Origin of the sequence: Halosolutus halophilus, from assembly GCF_022869805.1 — an archaeon.
In the GTDB taxonomy this organism is placed as follows: Archaea; Halobacteriota; Halobacteria; order Halobacteriales; family Natrialbaceae; genus Halosolutus; species Halosolutus halophilus.
Genome location: NZ_CP094974.1, coordinates 1121486 through 1138407 on the forward strand (window position 1 = coordinate 1121486; position 16922 = coordinate 1138407).

General features: G+C 66.4%; 19 protein-coding genes. 11 read left to right on the forward strand and 8 right to left on the reverse strand.

Going from position 1 to position 16922, the window contains the following annotated elements; all coding sequences use genetic code 11:
* Positions 1-83: 83 nt before the first annotated feature.
* The 3 genes from MUG98_RS05440 (at position 84) to MUG98_RS05450 (ending at position 3518) form a co-directional block, all read left to right on the forward strand.
* Positions 84-890, forward strand: a complete 807-nt coding sequence (locus MUG98_RS05440; RefSeq protein ID WP_265111131.1) for a CBS domain-containing protein — start codon at positions 84-86, stop codon at positions 888-890.
* Between the two features lie 107 nt (positions 891-997).
* Entirely contained in the window at positions 998-1741 is a 744-nt protein-coding gene (locus MUG98_RS05445) for an SDR family oxidoreductase (protein ID WP_265111132.1), read from the forward strand.
* Positions 1742-1817: 76 nt separating this feature from the next.
* Entirely contained in the window at positions 1818-3518 is a 1701-nt protein-coding gene (locus tag MUG98_RS05450) for a methylmalonyl-CoA mutase family protein (protein WP_265111133.1), read from the forward strand.
* Positions 3519-3568: 50 nt separating this feature from the next.
* On the opposite strand, the gene MUG98_RS05455 is transcribed toward MUG98_RS05450, so the two are convergent.
* The 4 genes from MUG98_RS05455 to MUG98_RS05470 all read right to left on the reverse strand — a co-directional run bounded on the left by MUG98_RS05455 (position 3569) and on the right by MUG98_RS05470 (position 6070).
* Positions 3569-3883: a DUF7520 family protein gene (locus tag MUG98_RS05455; protein ID WP_265111134.1), complete on the reverse strand. Its 315-nt coding sequence runs from the start codon at positions 3881-3883 to the stop codon at positions 3569-3571.
* A 172-nt stretch (positions 3884-4055) separates the two neighbouring features.
* Complete coding sequence (locus MUG98_RS05460) at positions 4056-4343, reverse strand: DUF6684 family protein (protein ID WP_265111135.1); 288 nt, start codon at positions 4341-4343, stop codon at positions 4056-4058.
* A gap of 39 nt (positions 4344-4382) precedes the next feature.
* A complete protein-coding gene (locus tag MUG98_RS05465; RefSeq protein ID WP_265111136.1) occupies positions 4383-4766 on the reverse strand; it encodes a DUF7541 family protein in 384 nt (127 codons plus the stop codon).
* A gap of 239 nt (positions 4767-5005) precedes the next feature.
* Complete coding sequence (locus tag MUG98_RS05470; protein WP_265111137.1) at positions 5006-6070, reverse strand: polyprenyl synthetase family protein; 1065 nt, start codon at positions 6068-6070, stop codon at positions 5006-5008.
* A 112-nt stretch (positions 6071-6182) separates the two neighbouring features.
* On the opposite strand from MUG98_RS05470, the gene MUG98_RS05475 reads away from it, so the two are divergent.
* The 3 genes from MUG98_RS05475 (at position 6183) to MUG98_RS05485 (ending at position 8841) form a co-directional block, all read left to right on the forward strand.
* Positions 6183-6437 carry an MTH865 family protein gene (locus tag MUG98_RS05475; RefSeq protein ID WP_265111138.1) on the forward strand — a complete coding sequence of 85 codons (255 nt, stop codon included), beginning with the start codon at positions 6183-6185 and terminating at the stop codon, positions 6435-6437.
* Positions 6438-6630: 193 nt separating this feature from the next.
* The gene (locus tag MUG98_RS05480; RefSeq protein WP_265111139.1) at positions 6631-7941 is read left to right on the forward strand and encodes a M28 family metallopeptidase; all 1311 of its coding nucleotides are present in this window, start codon (positions 6631-6633) and stop codon (positions 7939-7941) included.
* A 99-nt stretch (positions 7942-8040) separates the two neighbouring features.
* Positions 8041-8841, forward strand: a complete 801-nt coding sequence (locus MUG98_RS05485; RefSeq protein ID WP_265111140.1) for an NAD(+)/NADH kinase — start codon at positions 8041-8043, stop codon at positions 8839-8841.
* A 156-nt stretch (positions 8842-8997) separates the two neighbouring features.
* Here the strand turns inward: MUG98_RS05485 and MUG98_RS05490 are convergent, their stop codons facing one another.
* Together MUG98_RS05490 and nth are read right to left on the reverse strand one after the other, a co-directional pair.
* Entirely contained in the window at positions 8998-9252 is a 255-nt protein-coding gene (locus MUG98_RS05490; protein WP_265111141.1) for a hypothetical protein, read from the reverse strand.
* A 99-nt stretch (positions 9253-9351) separates the two neighbouring features.
* On the reverse strand, positions 9352-10035 hold the full coding sequence (gene nth / locus MUG98_RS05495) for an endonuclease III (protein ID WP_265111142.1): 684 nt from the start codon (positions 10033-10035) through the stop codon (positions 9352-9354).
* A gap of 287 nt (positions 10036-10322) precedes the next feature.
* Between nth and MUG98_RS05500 the strand changes: the two genes are divergently transcribed.
* From MUG98_RS05500 to MUG98_RS05515, 4 genes are all read left to right on the forward strand, one after another.
* Positions 10323-11246, forward strand: coding sequence for a hypothetical protein (locus MUG98_RS05500; RefSeq protein ID WP_265111143.1), 924 nt, complete (start codon positions 10323-10325; stop codon positions 11244-11246).
* Between the two features lie 379 nt (positions 11247-11625).
* Complete coding sequence (gene mvaD, locus MUG98_RS05505) at positions 11626-12609, forward strand: phosphomevalonate decarboxylase MvaD (RefSeq protein WP_265111144.1); 984 nt, start codon at positions 11626-11628, stop codon at positions 12607-12609.
* Positions 12610-12953: 344 nt separating this feature from the next.
* Positions 12954-14099 carry an NAD(P)/FAD-dependent oxidoreductase gene (locus MUG98_RS05510; RefSeq protein WP_265111145.1) on the forward strand — a complete coding sequence of 382 codons (1146 nt, stop codon included), beginning with the start codon at positions 12954-12956 and terminating at the stop codon, positions 14097-14099.
* A gap of 67 nt (positions 14100-14166) precedes the next feature.
* On the forward strand, positions 14167-14619 hold the full coding sequence (locus MUG98_RS05515) for a pyridoxamine 5'-phosphate oxidase family protein (RefSeq protein ID WP_265111146.1): 453 nt from the start codon (positions 14167-14169) through the stop codon (positions 14617-14619).
* Between the two features lie 5 nt (positions 14620-14624).
* On the opposite strand, the gene fen is transcribed toward MUG98_RS05515, so the two are convergent.
* Positions 14625-15602 carry a flap endonuclease-1 gene (fen, locus tag MUG98_RS05520; protein WP_265111147.1) on the reverse strand — a complete coding sequence of 326 codons (978 nt, stop codon included), beginning with the start codon at positions 15600-15602 and terminating at the stop codon, positions 14625-14627.
* 50 nt (positions 15603-15652) lie between these two features.
* Positions 15653-16192: a GNAT family N-acetyltransferase gene (locus MUG98_RS05525; RefSeq protein ID WP_265111148.1), complete on the reverse strand. Its 540-nt coding sequence runs from the start codon at positions 16190-16192 to the stop codon at positions 15653-15655.
* Positions 16193-16549: 357 nt separating this feature from the next.
* Here MUG98_RS05525 and MUG98_RS05530 point away from each other — a divergent pair, with 357 nt between their 5' ends.
* Positions 16550-16915 (forward strand): DUF7344 domain-containing protein, encoded by a 366-nt coding sequence (locus MUG98_RS05530; protein ID WP_265111149.1) that lies wholly within the window; start codon positions 16550-16552, stop codon positions 16913-16915.
* Positions 16916-16922 lie beyond the last annotated feature (7 nt).

The following is a 16922-nucleotide window of genomic DNA, read 5'->3' on the forward strand; positions in this document are numbered from 1 at the left end:
ACGCTACCGGACCGATCGTCTACGGTGGAGTTAACGGCGGCGACAGGACAGTACTTTTGCTCGCGGACGCCCAACCGCCGTGTATGGAGGTTGCGTCGGACAGGAGCAAACCCCAGGTCGAGGAGTACATGACTCGCGAGGTGGCGACGGTCTCGCCCGACGCGACCGTCGGCGCGGTCGCGTCGCGGATCGCCGGGAGCGACGAGCATAGCGGCTTTCCGGTCTGTGAGCGGCGTCGCGTCGAGGGGTTCGTCAGCGCCCGGGACCTGCTGCTGGCCGACGACGACGACCCGATCTTCAAGGTGATGACGACCGATCTGCTCGTCGCTCACCCCGACATGAAGGTGACCGACGCGGCCCGCGTCATCCTCCGCTCGGGGATCCAGAAACTCCCGGTCGTCGACGACGCGGGGAACCTCGTCGGCATCATCTCGAACGCGGACGTGATCCGGAGCCAGATCGAGCGGGCGACCCCCGAGAAGGTCGGGAAACTGATGCGAACGCTCGAGAAGATCCACGACGTGACGCTTCGCCAGGAACGCCGAACCGTTCCGCTCCACGAACTCACGCCTACGCAGGGTCGGGTCTACGCGGACGAACTCGAGGGCAGACGGTACGAGTTAGAGCACGGCCTCGCCGAACCCCTCGTCGTGATCGACAACGACGGGACCCTCCTGCTCGCCGACGGTCACCACCGCGTGCTCGCCGCGGATCGACTGGAGATCGACGAGATGGACGCCTACGTCATCGTCGTCGACCACGAGGTCGACCTCGGGATGGCCAAGACGGCCGAGAAGGAGGACCTCGAACGAATCGACGACATCGAGGTCGTTGACTACGCCCGCCACCCGCTGGTCCAGACGACGAAACGGCTCCAGTCCGGCGAGTAGAAACGCAGTCTCCCGCCTTCGTATAGCCGGATCGGGTCTGTTCCGGCGACTGTCTCCCGTCGTGATCACTGGTGAGGATTATGCGTTTCCGGCGAGTACCCTCGCCGATGACTGACGCTGGAGCGACTGCCGATCGCGTCCTGATCGCCGGTGCGACCGGTGACACTGGTACCGAACTGCTGTCCGTCCTTCACCCTACCGACCTCACCGTCCGCGCGACGACCCGATCGTACGCGAACGTCGACACCCTCGAGCGCCTCGGCGCGGACGAGGTCGTCGTGGCGGACTTCTTCGACGCCGCGGACGCCGTCACCGCCGCCGAGGACTGTGACGTCGTCTACTGTACGCTCGGAACGCCGCCGAGTTACCGTCACACGATCGGGGGAAAACTCGTCGATCGAACCGGCGTCAGCAATCTCCTGACCGCGTCGGTGAGCGGGGACGTCTCACATTTCGTCCACATGAGCGCGATCGGCGTCGGCAACTCGAAGGCGGGGCTACCGCTGCCCGCTCGATTGCTCATCCGGGGATCGCTACGGGCGAAACAGGACGCCGAAACCACGATCCGCCGCTCGGGTCTCGACTACACGATCGTTCGCCCCGGAAAATTGACGAACGCACCGCCGAGCGGCGACCTGCTGATCGGCGAGGGCGGCGACTCGGTGACGGGATCGATATCACGAACCGACATCGCACGGATCCTGGCCGCCGCGCCGTTCACCTCGGACGCACGGAATCGAACGTTCGAGATCGTCAGCCGGGACGGCCTCGAGGGGACGCCGACGAACCTCGTCGACGTCGACTGGGCGTTCGATCGCGTGCAGGCCGATCGCGATCGGATGCGCCTCTGAGGACACCGTCCGGTGTCGTGTGGCTTGCCAGCAGGTCCCGGAATCCTTAATGCTCGGCTCGGCAAAAATTGCGGACATGTACGACGAGGAGGACCTCGAGTCGATTCGACAGGCCACCGAAGAGTGGGAAGAAGAGACGCTCGATCCGGTGCTCGAACGCCACGGGGAGCGCCAGGATCGGTTCGCGACCGTTTCGAACCTCGAGGTAGACCGCCTCTACACGCCCGACGACGTCGCCGACCTCGACTACCTCGAGGATCTCGGCTTTCCGGGGGAGGAGCCCTACACCCGGGGACCGTACCCGACGATGTACCGCGGGCGGACGTGGACGATGCGCCAGTTCGCCGGCTTCGGGACCGCAGAGGAGACCAACGAGCGATTCCACTACCTGATCGACGAGGGACAGACCGGGCTCTCCGTCGCCTTCGACATGCCGACGCTGATGGGACTGGACTCCGACGACCCGATGAGCCAGGGCGAGGTCGGCAAGGAGGGCGTCGCGGTCGATACGCTTCGAGACATGGAGATCCTCTTCGACGGGATCGATCTCGAGGAGATCTCGACGAGTTTCACGATCAACCCGTCCGCGCCGGTGATCTACGCGATGTACGTCGCGCTGGCGGACCGGCAGGACGTCCCGCGCGAAAAGGTGCGGGGGACCCTCCAGAACGACATGTTCAAGGAGTTCATCGCCCAGAAGGAGTGGGTGATCCCGCCGGAGCCCTCGCTCGACCTCGTCACGGACGTCGTCGAGTTCAGCACCGAGGAGACGCCGAAGTTCCACCCCATCTCCGTCTCGGGCTATCACATCCGCGAGGCGGGGTCGACGGCCGTCCAGGAACTCGCGTTCACGCTCGCCGACGGCTTCGGCTACGTGGAGGACGCGATCGATCGCGGCCTCGACGTCGACGAGTTCGCGCCGCGACTCTCCTTCTTCTTCAACTGCCACAACTCCTTCTTCGAGGAAATCGCCAAGTACCGGGCGGCCCGGCGGATCTACGCCCAGGTGATGGACGACTGGTACGACGCCGAGAAGGACGAGTCGAAACGCCTCAAGTTCCACACGCAGACGGCGGGCCAGTCGCTGACCGCCCAGCAGCCGCTGAACAACGTCGTCCGGGTGACGATCCAGGCGCTGGCCGGCGTCCTCGGCGGGACCCAGTCGCTGCACACCAACAGCTTCGACGAGGCCCTCGCACTGCCCTCCGAGAAGGCGGTCCGGGTCGCGCTGCGAACCCAGCAGATCATCGCCGACGAGTCCGGAGTCGCGGACATCGTCGACCCCATGGGCGGGAGTTTCGCCGTCGAAGCGCTCACCGACGAGACCGAGCAGCGGGCGATGCGTTACATCGAGGAGATTCGCGACATGGGCGACGGCTCCGTCCGTGACGGCATCCTGCAGGGGATCCAGGACGGCTACTTCCTCCGGGAGATCCAGGAGGCCTCCTACGAGTACCAGGAACGCGTCGAACGCGAGGAGGAGGTCGTCGTCGGGGTCAACAAGTACACCCTCGAGGAAGACACCAGCCCCGAGATCCTCCAGATCGACGAGACCACGGAGGAACGCCAACTCGCCCGTCTCGAGGACGTCAAGGCCGATCGAGACGACGACGCGGTCGAGGCGGCCCTCGACGAGCTCCGAGACGTGATCGAGCGCGGGGAGAACACGATGCCCGCGATCGTCGACGCCGTGAAGGCGTACGCGACGATGGGCGAGATCATGCAGGTGTTCGAAGAAGAACACGGGGCCTACAGCGAGGAGATCGGGCTGGCCTGAACGGCCGCGCTGTCGCTCACGAACGCGCGATCGATCCTCCGGGCCCGCGATCACACCGCGTTCTCGTCGAATCGCGAAACGGTATGCAGGACCAGCAGTACCGTCACCAGGAACGTTCCCACCGTGACGGCCCCGTAGAGCGCCATCGTCACCGGCGAGATCACGACCGAGACGCCGGCCACGGCGAGGGTCTCGACGCCGGACCGGGCGGGAAGCGCGTAGCCGAGCACCGCCCCAAACGCGGCGGTCACGGTGACGAGCGCGAGGCCGAGTCCGACGACCACGCGGCGGCCCGTCGGTGTCTGCCGCTCGGCTCCGCCCGCGGTCCGGGACCGATCGGAATCGGGGACGCGATCGGCAGTCATCGCTGACAGGTCAGCGCCCGTGGCATAGACTTTTTGTCGGTTTTCGGTGACACAGTGGACGTGAAAGAGAAGGAACTGTTCGGACTGGTCCTGGTCGGGATCGCGCTCCTGATGGCCATCTCGGGGTACGTCCTCATCGTTACCTGAGTTCGGGACCGGTGAGGGCGCTCCGTCACTCCGAATCGGTCGGCTCGGAAGCGTCGCCACCGTCGATCATCTCCGGCGACTCGTGTCGCGTCCGCGGATCCGTCTCGATCACGCGGGCCGCCAGGTAGGTCGCGACCGCGAGCGCGGTGGCGATCGACAGGAGGATCGCGAACTGGAGTCCCGACTGGAGCGGGTCGATCCCCCACGGGTTGAAGACCGCGAACGTGGCGACGAAGAACAGGATGATCGCCAGCGGGATGGCATTGACTACGAGGTCGAGCGCGATTTCGGCGTCGAAGGCTCGTCGACTCATGGATGGTGGTAGCGCTGGTGGAGTGGGTTCGATACCGGTTCATCTGTCCCGATAGCGGCCGATCCCGGCCCCCAGTACGGCGAGGCCGCCGGCCACGGCGATTGCGACGCCGCGACTCGTGAGTCCGACGAGGGCCTCGCTGCCGCCGATCGTCACTAGTCCGGTCCCGACGGCGTACAGGAGCGCGCCGCCAGCGACGAAGACGGCCCCGAGGCCGGCGACGATCGGCCACGGACTCGTCACGTGGTTCGACTCGGCGACGAAGCCGGCGACGCTGGCCACGAACAGCAGGAGGCCGCCGACCGCGAGGGGGAAGAAGCCGACGAGGACGCCGATCTCGGACAGGACGAGTCCGACGGCGAGCAGGAACGGCCACGGACTCGCGGCCGTCCGACCGTCGGACCGGGTGGTGTGATCGGCCATACGCCGCCTACGACGGCCTGGCAATTGTAACTGGTCCCAAGGGTCGGGAGCGACGACAGTTCCGATCCCGTGAACGATCCGCCGATCGGGCGGGAGGCGAAGACGAATGGAGTGTGCCGAACGATCGGACGGGATGCGCCGGACGAGCGGACGGGATACGCCGAACGATCGGGTGCCGGCCACGTAATCGGACGAGAGCTACGTACTTGGACGGTAGCGACGAGATCGGGCGACGGCCGTTAGACGTCGCGATCGATGACGAACTCGGTGAACTCGTGGAGTTCGTCGACGATCTCGGGATCGAAGTCGAGGCCGTCGATTTCGGCGCGCGCCTCGGCGGCCAGTCCGAGCGCACGCTCACGGGCGTACGCGAGGCTGCCGGCGTCCTCGATGATCGAGAGCGCTTCGAGGACCTCCTCGTCGGTGTTGGTGTCGGCCTGAAGAATTTCCTGGAGGCGATCGGCCCGGTCGGAATCGCTCTCCTGGATCGCGTGGATGACGAGCAGGGTCTTTTTCCCCTCTCGAATGTCGTTGCCGAACTCCTTGCCGAACTCGCCGGCCCGGCCCAGCGAGTTCTCGACGTCGAGGATGTCGTCGCCGATCTGGAACGCGACTGCGGTCAACTCCGCGTATCGCGCGACGGCCTCCTCGACCGCGGCCGGTTGATCCGTGATGATCGCGGCCAGTCGGGCCACGATGCGGCCCAGACAGCCGGTTTTGCAGGCAGACATCTCGAGGTACTCCTCGGAGGTGATACGGACCTCGTAGTCGTTGTGCCAGCAGATGTCCAATCCCTGGCCGAGATGCGTCCTGTTGAGTTCGTCCATCAGCATCTCGTAGGCGGCCAGCCGTCGATCGGCGGGCAGGTCGGCCGGATTCCGGGTCAGGATCTTCAGCGGCAGGAAGTACATCGCGTTCCCGGCGTTGAGCGCGACGTCGTGGCCGAAGATGTGGTGGAGTGCCGGTTCCCCGCGGCGCATCGCGGCCTCGTCCTCGACGTCGTCGACGATGATCGTTCCGTTGTGGAGGATCTCGGGGATACACGCGTACGGCAGGTAGTCGGCCGGATCCTCGCCGAACGCGTCGATGAAGACGAGAAAGAGCACCGCGCGCCACCGTTTCCCGCCCCGATCGAGCAGTTCCCAGAGCGGATCCGACAGGGCCCGCTGGATCCCGTCGGGATCGTACTCGTAGGTCGGTTCGCCGAAAAACGACTCGAGATAGTCGGTGTCGATTTCACGTGGAACGAGGTCGGCGATCGCCTCGTCGATGGCTGGCCGCCACTCAGCAAGCGTCTTCCGCATACACCTCCAGAGAGGGAGCGCCCTCAAAAAGATTCAGTTATTCGGGTACAACACTGGTTGGATTTATCACGGTTTCGGAACCCTTAATCTGCCGGCCTGGGGACGCGGGACCATGGCGGACGAAGCCGAACTCCGCGAGCAACTCGTCGAAGCGTTCGAAGGTGCGGACTATCCCGTCACCAGTCAGATGGACCTCGTGCCGGCGCTGCCGAACGGCCCGGCGACCTCCTTCGAGTCCGGCGACGTTAGCTTCACCGCGATGGAACTGGGCACCAGGGCCTCCGGCCAGCAGGAGTTCCCGTACGAAGACGTCGACTCGCTCGTCGACGACGTCGTCGAGGGGCTGAAATCCGAGGGCGAACTGTAGGATCGCGAGCCGTTCGCCGGCCCGACAGGGGCCTGCACCGATCCGGACGCCGCGATGCCGTTTTGATGGCGAGGGCCGTCTCCCAGTGGCGACGCTGCCGTCGAAGCCCCCGACCCCGGACGAGTTTCGGCCCGATCGTCGTCGATCGACTCGATTCCGAACAGTTACCCGCTCGTGGGTACTCGCCACTCGCATGACGACCTGGATCGGTGACGTCTTCACCAGTGACGTCGGCTGGACGCACCTCGAGCGACTGGTCGATATCGGCGATCGAATGGCCGGTAGCGACGGCGAACGCGAGGCCGCGGAACTGACCCGCGACGCGCTCGCGGACGCTGGCGCTCGAAACGCCCGTCTCGACAGCTTCGACATTCAGGGGTGGACGCGCGGCGACAGTTCGATCGCGGCCAGCGACGAGGACCTCGACTGCATCTCGCTCCCTCGCAGTCCCGCCGAGCGCGTCGAGGCACCGCTCGTCGACCTCGGCTACGGCCTGCCTGAGGACTTCGAGTCGGCAGCCGTCGAGGGTACCGTCGTGATGGTCCGCAGTGACATCCCGGACTACTACGATCGATACGTCCACCGCCGGGAGAAGTACTACCACGCGGTCGACAACGGCGCGGCCGCGTTCGTCTACCGCAACCACGTCGAGGGCTGTCTGCCGCCGACCGGCAGCGTCGGGACGGCGGACGATCCGATCGGCGCGATTCCGGCCGTCGGCGTCTCGTCGGAGGTCGGGGCGCGGCTGGCACGTCGCCACGAGGGCGACGACGTGACCGTCTCCGTCGAGGCCGACGTCCACCCCGCAGAGAGCCAGAACGTCCACGCCGAGCTCGGACCGGACACCGAGGAGCGCGTGCTGGTCACGAGCCACGTCGACGCCCACGACATCGCGGAAGGCGCGCTCGACAACGGCGCTGGGACGGCCGCGATCGTCGAGATCGCGACCGCGCTCGCGAACCGCGAGGCCGACCTCGACACTCGCGTCGAGTTCGTCGCCTACGGGGCCGAAGAGGTCGGCCTGGTTGGATCGACGCACCACGCCGAGGAAGCCGACCACGAGACGATCACGGCGATCGTCAACAACGACGGCGTCGTTCGGGGTCGAACGCTCGAGGTTACCACCCACGGGTTCGACGGACTCGAGACCGCCGTGGAAACGATCGCGGATCGCTACGACCACCCGATCGAGACGGTGCCCCGACTCGGCCCCCACAGCGACCACTGGCCGTTCGTCCAGTGGGGCGTCCCGGGGTATCACGTCATGTCGACCTCGGACGAGGTCGGTCGCGGCTGGGGACACACCTTCGCCGATACGCTCGACAAACTCGAGAGACGCGACCTTCGCGAGCAGGCGATCCTCCTGACCGACCTCGTCGTCGAACTCGCGGGGTCCGACGTGACGATCGACCACAGAGACCCCGAGTCGATCGCCGCGGACCTCGAGGCCCAGGATCTCGCGGAAGGGATGCGGATCACCGGCGACTGGCCGTACGACGAGTGAGCCGGTCCCGTTCGCGTCCGCTGGGAGTCCGACTTCACGTCTACGTCTCGACGGAGGGACAACCGCACGCTTTTGAGCAGGCCGTGTGAACTGACGCACATGGATTCCGCGGCGTGGCTCGCGGACGACGAGCCAGTCGTCGGCGTCGTCGACCCCGACCCGGAGGCGATCGACCCGGAGACCGACCGTGACGCGGCCACGGCGATCGACGAGACCCTCGCCGATCGACCCGTCTCGATCGTGACGGGGACCGTCGAAGAGGTCCTCGCTGCAGCGCCGTCGGTGCTGGTCACGGTCGGCGAGACCGGACTGACGACCGTCGCTCGAACGGGAACCGACGTCCCCGTCCTCCCGATCGGCTCCGTTCCGGGACTCGAAACGGTGGCCGCCGCCGATATCGACGCCGGCGTGGCGTCGGCCCTCGACGGCGACGCGATCGAACGGGGGCGGCCGCTGCTCGGCGTCGGCCGCGAGTCGGGATCGACGTCGGGCGACCGCGAGCGGGCGCTGTTCGACGTGACGCTCGTCACCGGCGAACCGGCTCGCATCTCGGAGTATAGCGTCGAGAGCCGTGGCGACGCGGTCGCGCAGTTTCGTGCCGACGGGGTCGTCGTCGCGACGCCGGCGGGGAGTTACGGCTACGCCAGCGCGGTCGACGCGCCGCGCCTCTCGCCGGCCGTCGACGCCGTCGCGGTCGCCCCGATCGCCCCCTTCGTCACCTCGACGCGCCGGTGGGTACTCCCCGAGGACGCCCTCGCGCTCGCGGTCGAACGCGACGAGGGCGACGTCCGTCTGCTCGCCGACGACCGCGCCGTCGGAACGGTGTCACCGGGTGAACGCGTCACCGTCGTCGTCGACGGGACGCTCTCGACGCTCGTCGTTCCCGAGGCGAGGCTGTAGCCGCCGCCGACGCTGGGGACGACACGCCGATCGGATACTACCGGCCGGGACGAACGAAAAACAGCGTGATCGGGGCTGTGTCACGGCGGGTCGGCGGACACCATCGTCGTCGGCTCTCCCGTCGTCGACCGTCTACGCCCTCTCGTCGACGGTCGTCTAGCTGTTGTACGGTTCCTCGTCCCGATGGTCGTCCGGGTTCGCGTTTTCCAGCGCGTCGTCCTCCCGATCGGCGGACTTGTGTTCGATGTCCTGTCGGCGCTGCTCTTCGTCCTGCCGCTCGCGAGCCTCCTTTTCCTCCTCGGTGAGTTCCTCCGCCTCGTCGTCGGCGTCGGTGTCCTCGTGTGCGAGTTCGACGTCCCGTCCGTGCTCGTCTTTGCCGGTCTCGCGGCGGTCCTCACTGTCGTTGGCCATAGTGATCCCGGTCGAGGGTATCGCCGGTCCCCGAAAAGGCGTTGGGCTTGCGACGGTCGGCAGTGCCCGACGGACCGATCGCAATCGCTGCCGTCTCGCTTACCAGGGCTCGCCGGACGCGAGGTCGATCTCACTGTCAGCCTTCTCGGAGGGACAGATATCCGCGAGCACGCACTCCCCACAGTCCGGGTTCCGGGCCGTACAGGTCGCGCGGCCGTGGTCGATACAGAGGTGGGTGAACTGTTGCCAGTAGCGCTCGGGAACGATCTCCATCAACTCCTGCTCGATCGCTTCCGGACGCTCCTCCTCGGTGAGTCCGAGTCGGCGCGAGAGGCGCTGGACGTGCGTGTCGACGACGATCCCCTCGACGACGTCGTGACCGTGCTGGAGGACGACGTTCGCAGTCTTGCGGCCGACGCCCGAGAGGTCGGTCAGTTCGTCCATCGTGTCCGGGACCTCGCCGTCGTGTTCCTCGACGATCGTCTGGCAGGCGCTCCGGATGTACGTTGCCTTGTTGTTGTAATAGGTGATCGAGTTCAGGTCCTCCGCGAGTTCCTCCTGGGGCGCGTTCGCGTAGTCTTCGGGGCCGTCGTACTTCTCGAAGAGTTTCTCGGTCTCCGCGTTGACCCGCTCGTCCGTACACTGGGCCGAGAGGATAACGGCGATCAGCAACTCCAGTCGGTTCGCGTACCGCAGCGAGATGGTCGAGTCGGGGTAGGCCTCCTCGAGTCGATCGACGATCTCCGCGGCCTGCTCGCTGCGCGTCTCCAGTGGGGTTCCCATGCGCGACGGATGGACTGTCGGCTGTAACTAGTTGTTGGATTCGTCGAGACCGACGGGGCGTTCGGATTTCCACTGCATGAACCGCCGTTACTCCGTGCACAGGAGATCCGACGTCACTCCGCCTCGTGTGAACCGCCGCCGTCTGGCGGATTCGCCCGGCTCAACTGTGTCACTCCGTGGGACACTATTATTACGGTGACTGTCGTACGCGTCGAAACGACTCACTTCGTGAGTCGCGTGTCGATCGCCAGGGGGTACGAGGGGATCGACGGTGGAGTGAGGGAACCATGATGGGAGAGGATAACACACTCACGCCCGACTCCGAATCGCCAGCACACCGACGCGGCAGCGTCGTCGACGCACTGCTATCCGAACTGAAGGACGATCAGGGGGGCGCCAGGCGGGCAGCGCTCAAACGCGCGCTCGAAATCGACGCCGGCGTCGACGACGCCGAGACCGCTGCGACCCGTAGCGAAGCGACGACGGTCGCGACCCCGACCAGCACGAGCGACGAGGTTCGCATCGAACGACTGCAGTCGACCGTGGAATCGCTCGCCGCCTACACCGACGCACTGGAGGCGTTTCTCGACGAGAACGGGACGGCCGAGACCGTCCTCGCGGAGGTCCAGGACGGACTCGATCGGGCTCACGACGAAATCGATACCCTCTCGGCGGAACTCGAACACCTCGAACAAACCGGCGGTGATCGGGCGGACCGCATCGAGACGCTCGATGCTGAGGTCGACCGGATCGACGACGCCGTCGACGCCCTCGAGTCGGAACTCGACACGGTCGCCGACGATATGGCGGCACGCACCGACGCGCTCGAGGACCGGATCGAATCGTTCGAGGACCGACTCGACGACGCCGAGTCGACCATCGAATCGCGAACGGGGACGCTCGAATCGGCGATCGTGGACCTCGAATCGACGTTCGACGATCGGCTCACCGAACTCAGGACCGCGCTCGAGGGCGACGTCCGGAACGTCGAGGCCGACCTGGCCGACACCGACGAGGAGCTCCGATCGGAGCTCAGCCGCATCGAGTCCCGCGTCGATACCCGGTTCGGCGAGTTCAAAACTGACGTGGACGACGACCTCGCGTCCCTCGAGGGCGAGTTCGACGACCTCGAGGCGGAACTGGCGGCGCTCGCGGCCGATCTCGACGACGTCAAGGAGTGGCGTCAGTCCCTCGAGACGGCGCTCCAGTAACTTCCCCTCGACCGCAGTCGCGGGTTTCTCGGCCACGGACCGATTCGGCCCACGATGCGGGAGGAGTTCCGAACTCGTTCGTCCGCTGTACACTGTCACAGACAGCGCTGGGAGCGAGCCCCACACGGTTCGATTCCGGGCGAAGCCACCACCGCTACGGTTCCGCGTTCCGGACGGCAGGCTCTTGCGTTCTCGACGGGAACTCGATTTCGTTCCTCTGTCCCGGATGCGCGAATCGCTCGCGGAGTTCGTCCTTCGGCGACGGTCGTCGGCGTTTTCCCCGTCTGCCGTGTAACGCCGTCGCCTCGCGATCGCGGATCGCCCCACGTGAGCGCGGCATGCCGTGACCTTTAAGCGGGCGTCTTGCGCGTATGCGGGTATGAAAGCAACGGCCATGGCCCACCCGATCCAGGGGCTGGTCAAGTATCACGGGATGCGCGACGAGATCGAACGACTTCCCTACCACGACAGTATCAGCGTCTGTACGGCCCCGAGCCACACGCGAACGACCGTCGAGTTCTCGATGGACTACGACGAGGACACGTTCGTCGTCGACGGCGAGGAACTCGACGGGCGCGCGTACGAGCGCGTCGAAGCCGTCGTCGAGAAAGCCCGGGATATGTCGGACGCAGCCCACACCGTGTACCCCGTCCGACTGGAGAGCGAGAACAGTTTCCCCTCGAACGTCGGACTCGGCTCGTCATCGTCCGGCTTCGCCGCCGCCGCGATGGCACTCGCCGAGGCGGCCGAACTCGACGCCTCGAAACAGGAAATTTCGACGATCGCCCGCGTCGGCTCCGCCTCCGCGGCGCGTGCCGTCACCGGCGCGTTCTCGCAGCTTCACAGCGGTCTCAACGACGAGGACTGTCTCTCCCGGCGCATTCCGTCCGACCTCCACGAGGACCTGAAGATCGTCGTCGGCCTCGTTCCCTACCACAAGGAGACCGAGGACGCCCACGAGGAGGCCGCCGACAGTCACATGTTTCAGGCGCGGATGGCCCACGTTCACGGCCAGCTCGCCGAGATGCGCGACGCCCTCCGAAAGAACGATTTCGATCGGGCGTTCGAACTCGCCGAACAGGACTCGCTCTCGCTCGCCGCGACCACGATGACCGGCCCGTCGGGCTGGGTCTACTGGCAGCCCGCGACGCTGACGATCTTCAACCGCGTCCGAGAACTCCGCGAGGAGGAGGACATTCCCGTCTACTTCTCGACCGACACGGGTGCCAGCGTCTACGTCAACACGACCGAGGAGCACGCCGACGAGGTCGAGGAAGCGATTTCCGACTGCGGCGTCTCGACGACCGTCTGGGAGGTCGGCGGTCCCGCACGGCTGCTCGACGAGGACGACCACCTGTTCTAAAACCAAACTTTTGCTCTGCGGGTGCGCCACGGTGCACCCTCGGCAAAACTTTGATGAAAAGCACTCCTCTCCGTTCCGAGCGCGACGCACTCTTCACATCGGTCGTCGGCCCGCTCGCTCACTGCGTTCGCTCCCGGCATACAAACGGAACACCTCCTTCCCTTCCCCGTTGAGCGGAATCTTCGGTTCCGAGATGTTTGGAAGAGCATGCTCTTCCGTTGGTTCGCACGAGCAGCCGCGTATTGCGGTTGCTCCCGTTCCCGGCCATCGGTTTCCGTTGTGATTCGAAATTCGCGATCACCGCTTCGCGTACTCCTTTCACCCTCGCACCCGTACCGATCGGTATGCACGTCGTCGTGCTCGGCGCGGGCTACGCCGGCCTGACGCTGACGCGCTTGCTCGAGCGAACCCTCCCGGAGGGCGTCGACATCACGCTCGTCGACGAATCCCCCGACCACCTCGTCCAGCACGAACTCCACCGCGTGATTCGCCGCCCGGAACTGGCCGGCGAGATCACGGTGTCGCTGCCCGCGGCGCTCGATCGGGCGACCGTCCGCGTCGCTCGCGTGGAGGGAATCGATCGGGACGAACGGGTCGTCACGCTGTCGGACGGCGACCTCGAATACGATCTGGCGGCGATCTGTCTCGGCGCGCAGACCGCTTTCTACGGACTCGAAGGGGTCTTCGAGTACGGGACGCCGCTCAAGCGGCTGTCACACGCGTCTCGGATTCGACGGCGAGCGCTGGCGGTGTGTCGGCGCGACGACGCCCGGATCGTCGTCGGCGGGGCCGGCCTGTCCGGAGTACAGGTCGCGGGCGAACTCGCGGCGCTCGCACGCGAGGAAGGCAGTACCGCGTCGGTGACGATCCTCGAACAGCTCGATCGGGTCGCGCCGGGGTTCCCGGCGCACTTCCAGCGGGCGGTCGAACGAACGCTCGAGGACGCCGGCGTCGAGGTTCGAACCGGGGCGACCGTCGTCGAAGCCGACGCGGAGCGGATTACCCTCGAATCGGGCGAGCGCGTCCCCTACGACCAGTTCGTCTGGACCGGCGGGATCCGGGGCTCCGACGCACTCGCGGGCGATCGACCGACCGTGGACGGCGACCTGCGACTCGACGAGCACACGTTCGCGCTCGGAGACGCCGCACGGGTGGTCGACGCCGACGGCGACGCCGTGCCGGCGAGCGCGCAGTCGGCCGTTCGCGAGGCCCGGACCGCGGCCGAGAATATTTCCCGTCTCGTCGACGCCAGATCGACCGGGAGCGACCCGCTCGTCCCGCACCTCGAGACGTTTTCCTTCGACTCGCCAGGGTGGCTGGTCAGCGTCGGCGACGACGCGGTCGCGCAGGTCGGCCCGGCGGTCTTCACCGGCCGCCCGGCGAAGGCGCTGAAGACGACCGTCGGCGTCGGCTACCTCTCGTCGATCGGCGGTATAAGAAACGCGGCCGAACTGGTCTATCGGGACGCAATTTCACCGGGCCGGGTCTAGCAGGGATCGGCCTCGGGCAGCGGGCCGATCGGTGGATTATTGCGAATTTGATCGGCAATTGGGACGCATGGAGATCGTCGAAGACACGCTTCCGGTGGGCCTCGACGCGTTCCTCGAACGGCCGCTGTTCTGTACGCTCGCGACGACGGCCGAGAACGGCGCGCCTCGGATCTCGCCGCTGTGGTACCTCTGGGAGGACGAGTCCGTCTGGATCATCGCCGACACCGTCGCGAAGACCTATCCCGATCGGGTCCACCGAGATTCGCGAGCGGCGATCGCGATCGTCGACTTCGACGCCGCCGGCGGCCGCGTCCACCACGTCGGGATGCGCGGCACCGCGGTCCTCGAACCGTTCGACGTCGATCGGGCGGAGCGGCTCCTGGAGCGCTACCTCGGACTCGATCGGGACGCGTGGGATCCGCGATTCCGGGGGCTGGATCCCGACCGATGGGCGTTCGTCCGGTTCGATCCGGACACGGTGGTCGCCCGCGATCAGTCGTTCGCGTCGAGTCTCGGCTGAGCCTCTCAGGTCCACCGATCGAGTCCCGTCTGGGTGACGCTCTCCTCGATCCGCTCGAAGCCGCGTTCGACTTCGTCCTCGTGAACGCCCCACTCGTCGGTGACGTACTCCCGTGCCGCCGCGAGATCGGGATCGAGAGAGGTATCGAACTCGTAGTCGTCGGTCACGTTGGGGTTCCGGAACAGCTGGCGGACCCGATCGCCGTTCTCTACGGTGTCGCCGCGCGCCTCGAGGACGCTCCAGAGGTCGCCGTGTTCGCTGATCTCGGTGAGAGCCGTCTTGGGACCGATCCCTCTGACGCCCTCGTTGAAGTCCGTCCCGATGAGGATCGCCGCGTCGATCAACTGCTCGAGGGTGAGATCGTGGCGATCGAGCGTCGCCTGGAGGTCCATCAGTTCGGGATCGCCCTTGCTCGTCAACTGACGCAGCGTCCGCGGTGCGCCGAACAGCAGGGCGTCGTAGTCCTCCGAGCCGACGTAGTCGGCGTCGCCCCGCCGGGCCATGTGCGCGGCCTGCGCTTCGCCCTCGGCCGGCGCCTTGACGATCGGGACGTCGAGCAGGCGGAAGAGCTCCCGGCTGGTCTCCTGGATCGTCGGCGTCAGGCGTTGGGTTCGTGATTCGAGCTGTGCGATCGCGACCTCGTCGCCCCTCTCGCGGGCGGTCTCAAGTTGCTCCTCGTAGCTCCGTCGCTGTTCGCGACGGGACTCGATCTCGTCGTCCTTGAGTTCCGAGGGGCCGCCGTCGAAGACCATCACCGGGACGACGTCGTTCTCGAAGAACTTGGGGAGTCCCTGGACGATTCCCACGAGGTTCGCCACTTCGGTCCCGTCGGCGGTCGTGTACACCTCGCCGTTCGTCCACTTGACCGTCGTCGTCAGGTACCGGTAGAGCCAGTTGTGCGCGTCGACGGCCACGACGCCCTCGATCTCGGAGAACGGAATCTCCTCGATGACCGCGATATCCCGGAGTGCAGCGTTGCCCATTACCAGCCGATTGACGGGGCTGGGATTTGAATCGTTGGCTTCCGGATGGATCAGTACGCTCGATCGGGCGGGCCGCGATCACGTCGCGACTCGAGAAACGTCTCCTCCTCCGCGGAGAGGTCGCGATCGCGGAACTCGTCGAGGCCGGTCTGGTACCGCTCGCGGCCCGGCGGGTCCCGGTCCGGTTCGTACTCGAGGACCAGTTCGGCGATCCCCGTCGTCTCGCCCGTGTACTCGAATCCCGTCCGATACAGTGCCTCGTAGGCGAACGGATTGTTGACGGCGATCCGGAGCCGATCGTAGCCCCGCTCGATGGCTCGATCGCGAACGCGGCCGAGCAGTTGCGGGCCGATCCCCTCACCCCGGCGATCGCGCGCGACCGTGACGTACCGCAGCCACAGCGTCCCCGAGTCGGTACGGTCCTCGTTGAACGCGACGGCGGCGACGATCGGTTCGTCGGCCGCCGCGTCGTCCCGGGCGACGGCCTTGCCCGTGTTCGTCATCACGAACTTCCCGGCGTAGCTGAATCGTTCGTGATCGAGTCGCAGTTTCGGCCCGTCCGGCGGCCACCCCAGTATGTCGTACTCCACATCCGGCGTTCGGGTGCCAGCCACTACAATTCACGTGTCGCCCTCGTCGCGTTATCGGTCGTTCGTCAGGATGCCACGGGTGTTCGTTCGTGTTCGGCGTCGGGAGCCGCGTGAACTGGTCGTCCGGGGGTACTCAGTGCCGTCGTGGCCGGCATCGTGCTCCTCGGGCACCTCGTGTTCGGGGCCGTGCTGGGCCGCGCCGACGCGAACGGTCGATCCGAGGCGGCCGCGAGTTTCCGTTCGAGGACCGAACCCCGTTCGGTCGATCCTTCCGGGTCGCCGTATTCGTCGCGATCGTCGTTTCGGTGGCAGATGCAGGGACAGCAGTGATCCGTCACTTCCGTATGAGTAATGATGATGGGTAACAAAGAGCACTCCGGAGGGTCGGACCCTGACTGGGAGGTGATCGACCACGGGTTCGCCGTTCTCCGGGACCAGGCACGCCGGTACGCGCTCTATTTCCTCCTGGAACAGGAGACCGCCTCGGTCGAGGAACTCGCCGACGTGGTCACAGCCTGGATGGAGGCGACCTCCTACGGGATGGCAACCAGCCAACAGCGCGATCGGATTCACCAGACGCTCGTTCACCAGCACCTGCCGATCCTGGCCGATTCCGAAATCGTCGACTACGACGCCGGGACGAACACGGTCTCGCTGACGCCCTGTCCGGACGCGATCCGCGAGTTCGTCCGTCTGGCCTGTCTCGCCGAGACCGGATCGTAACCCCCAC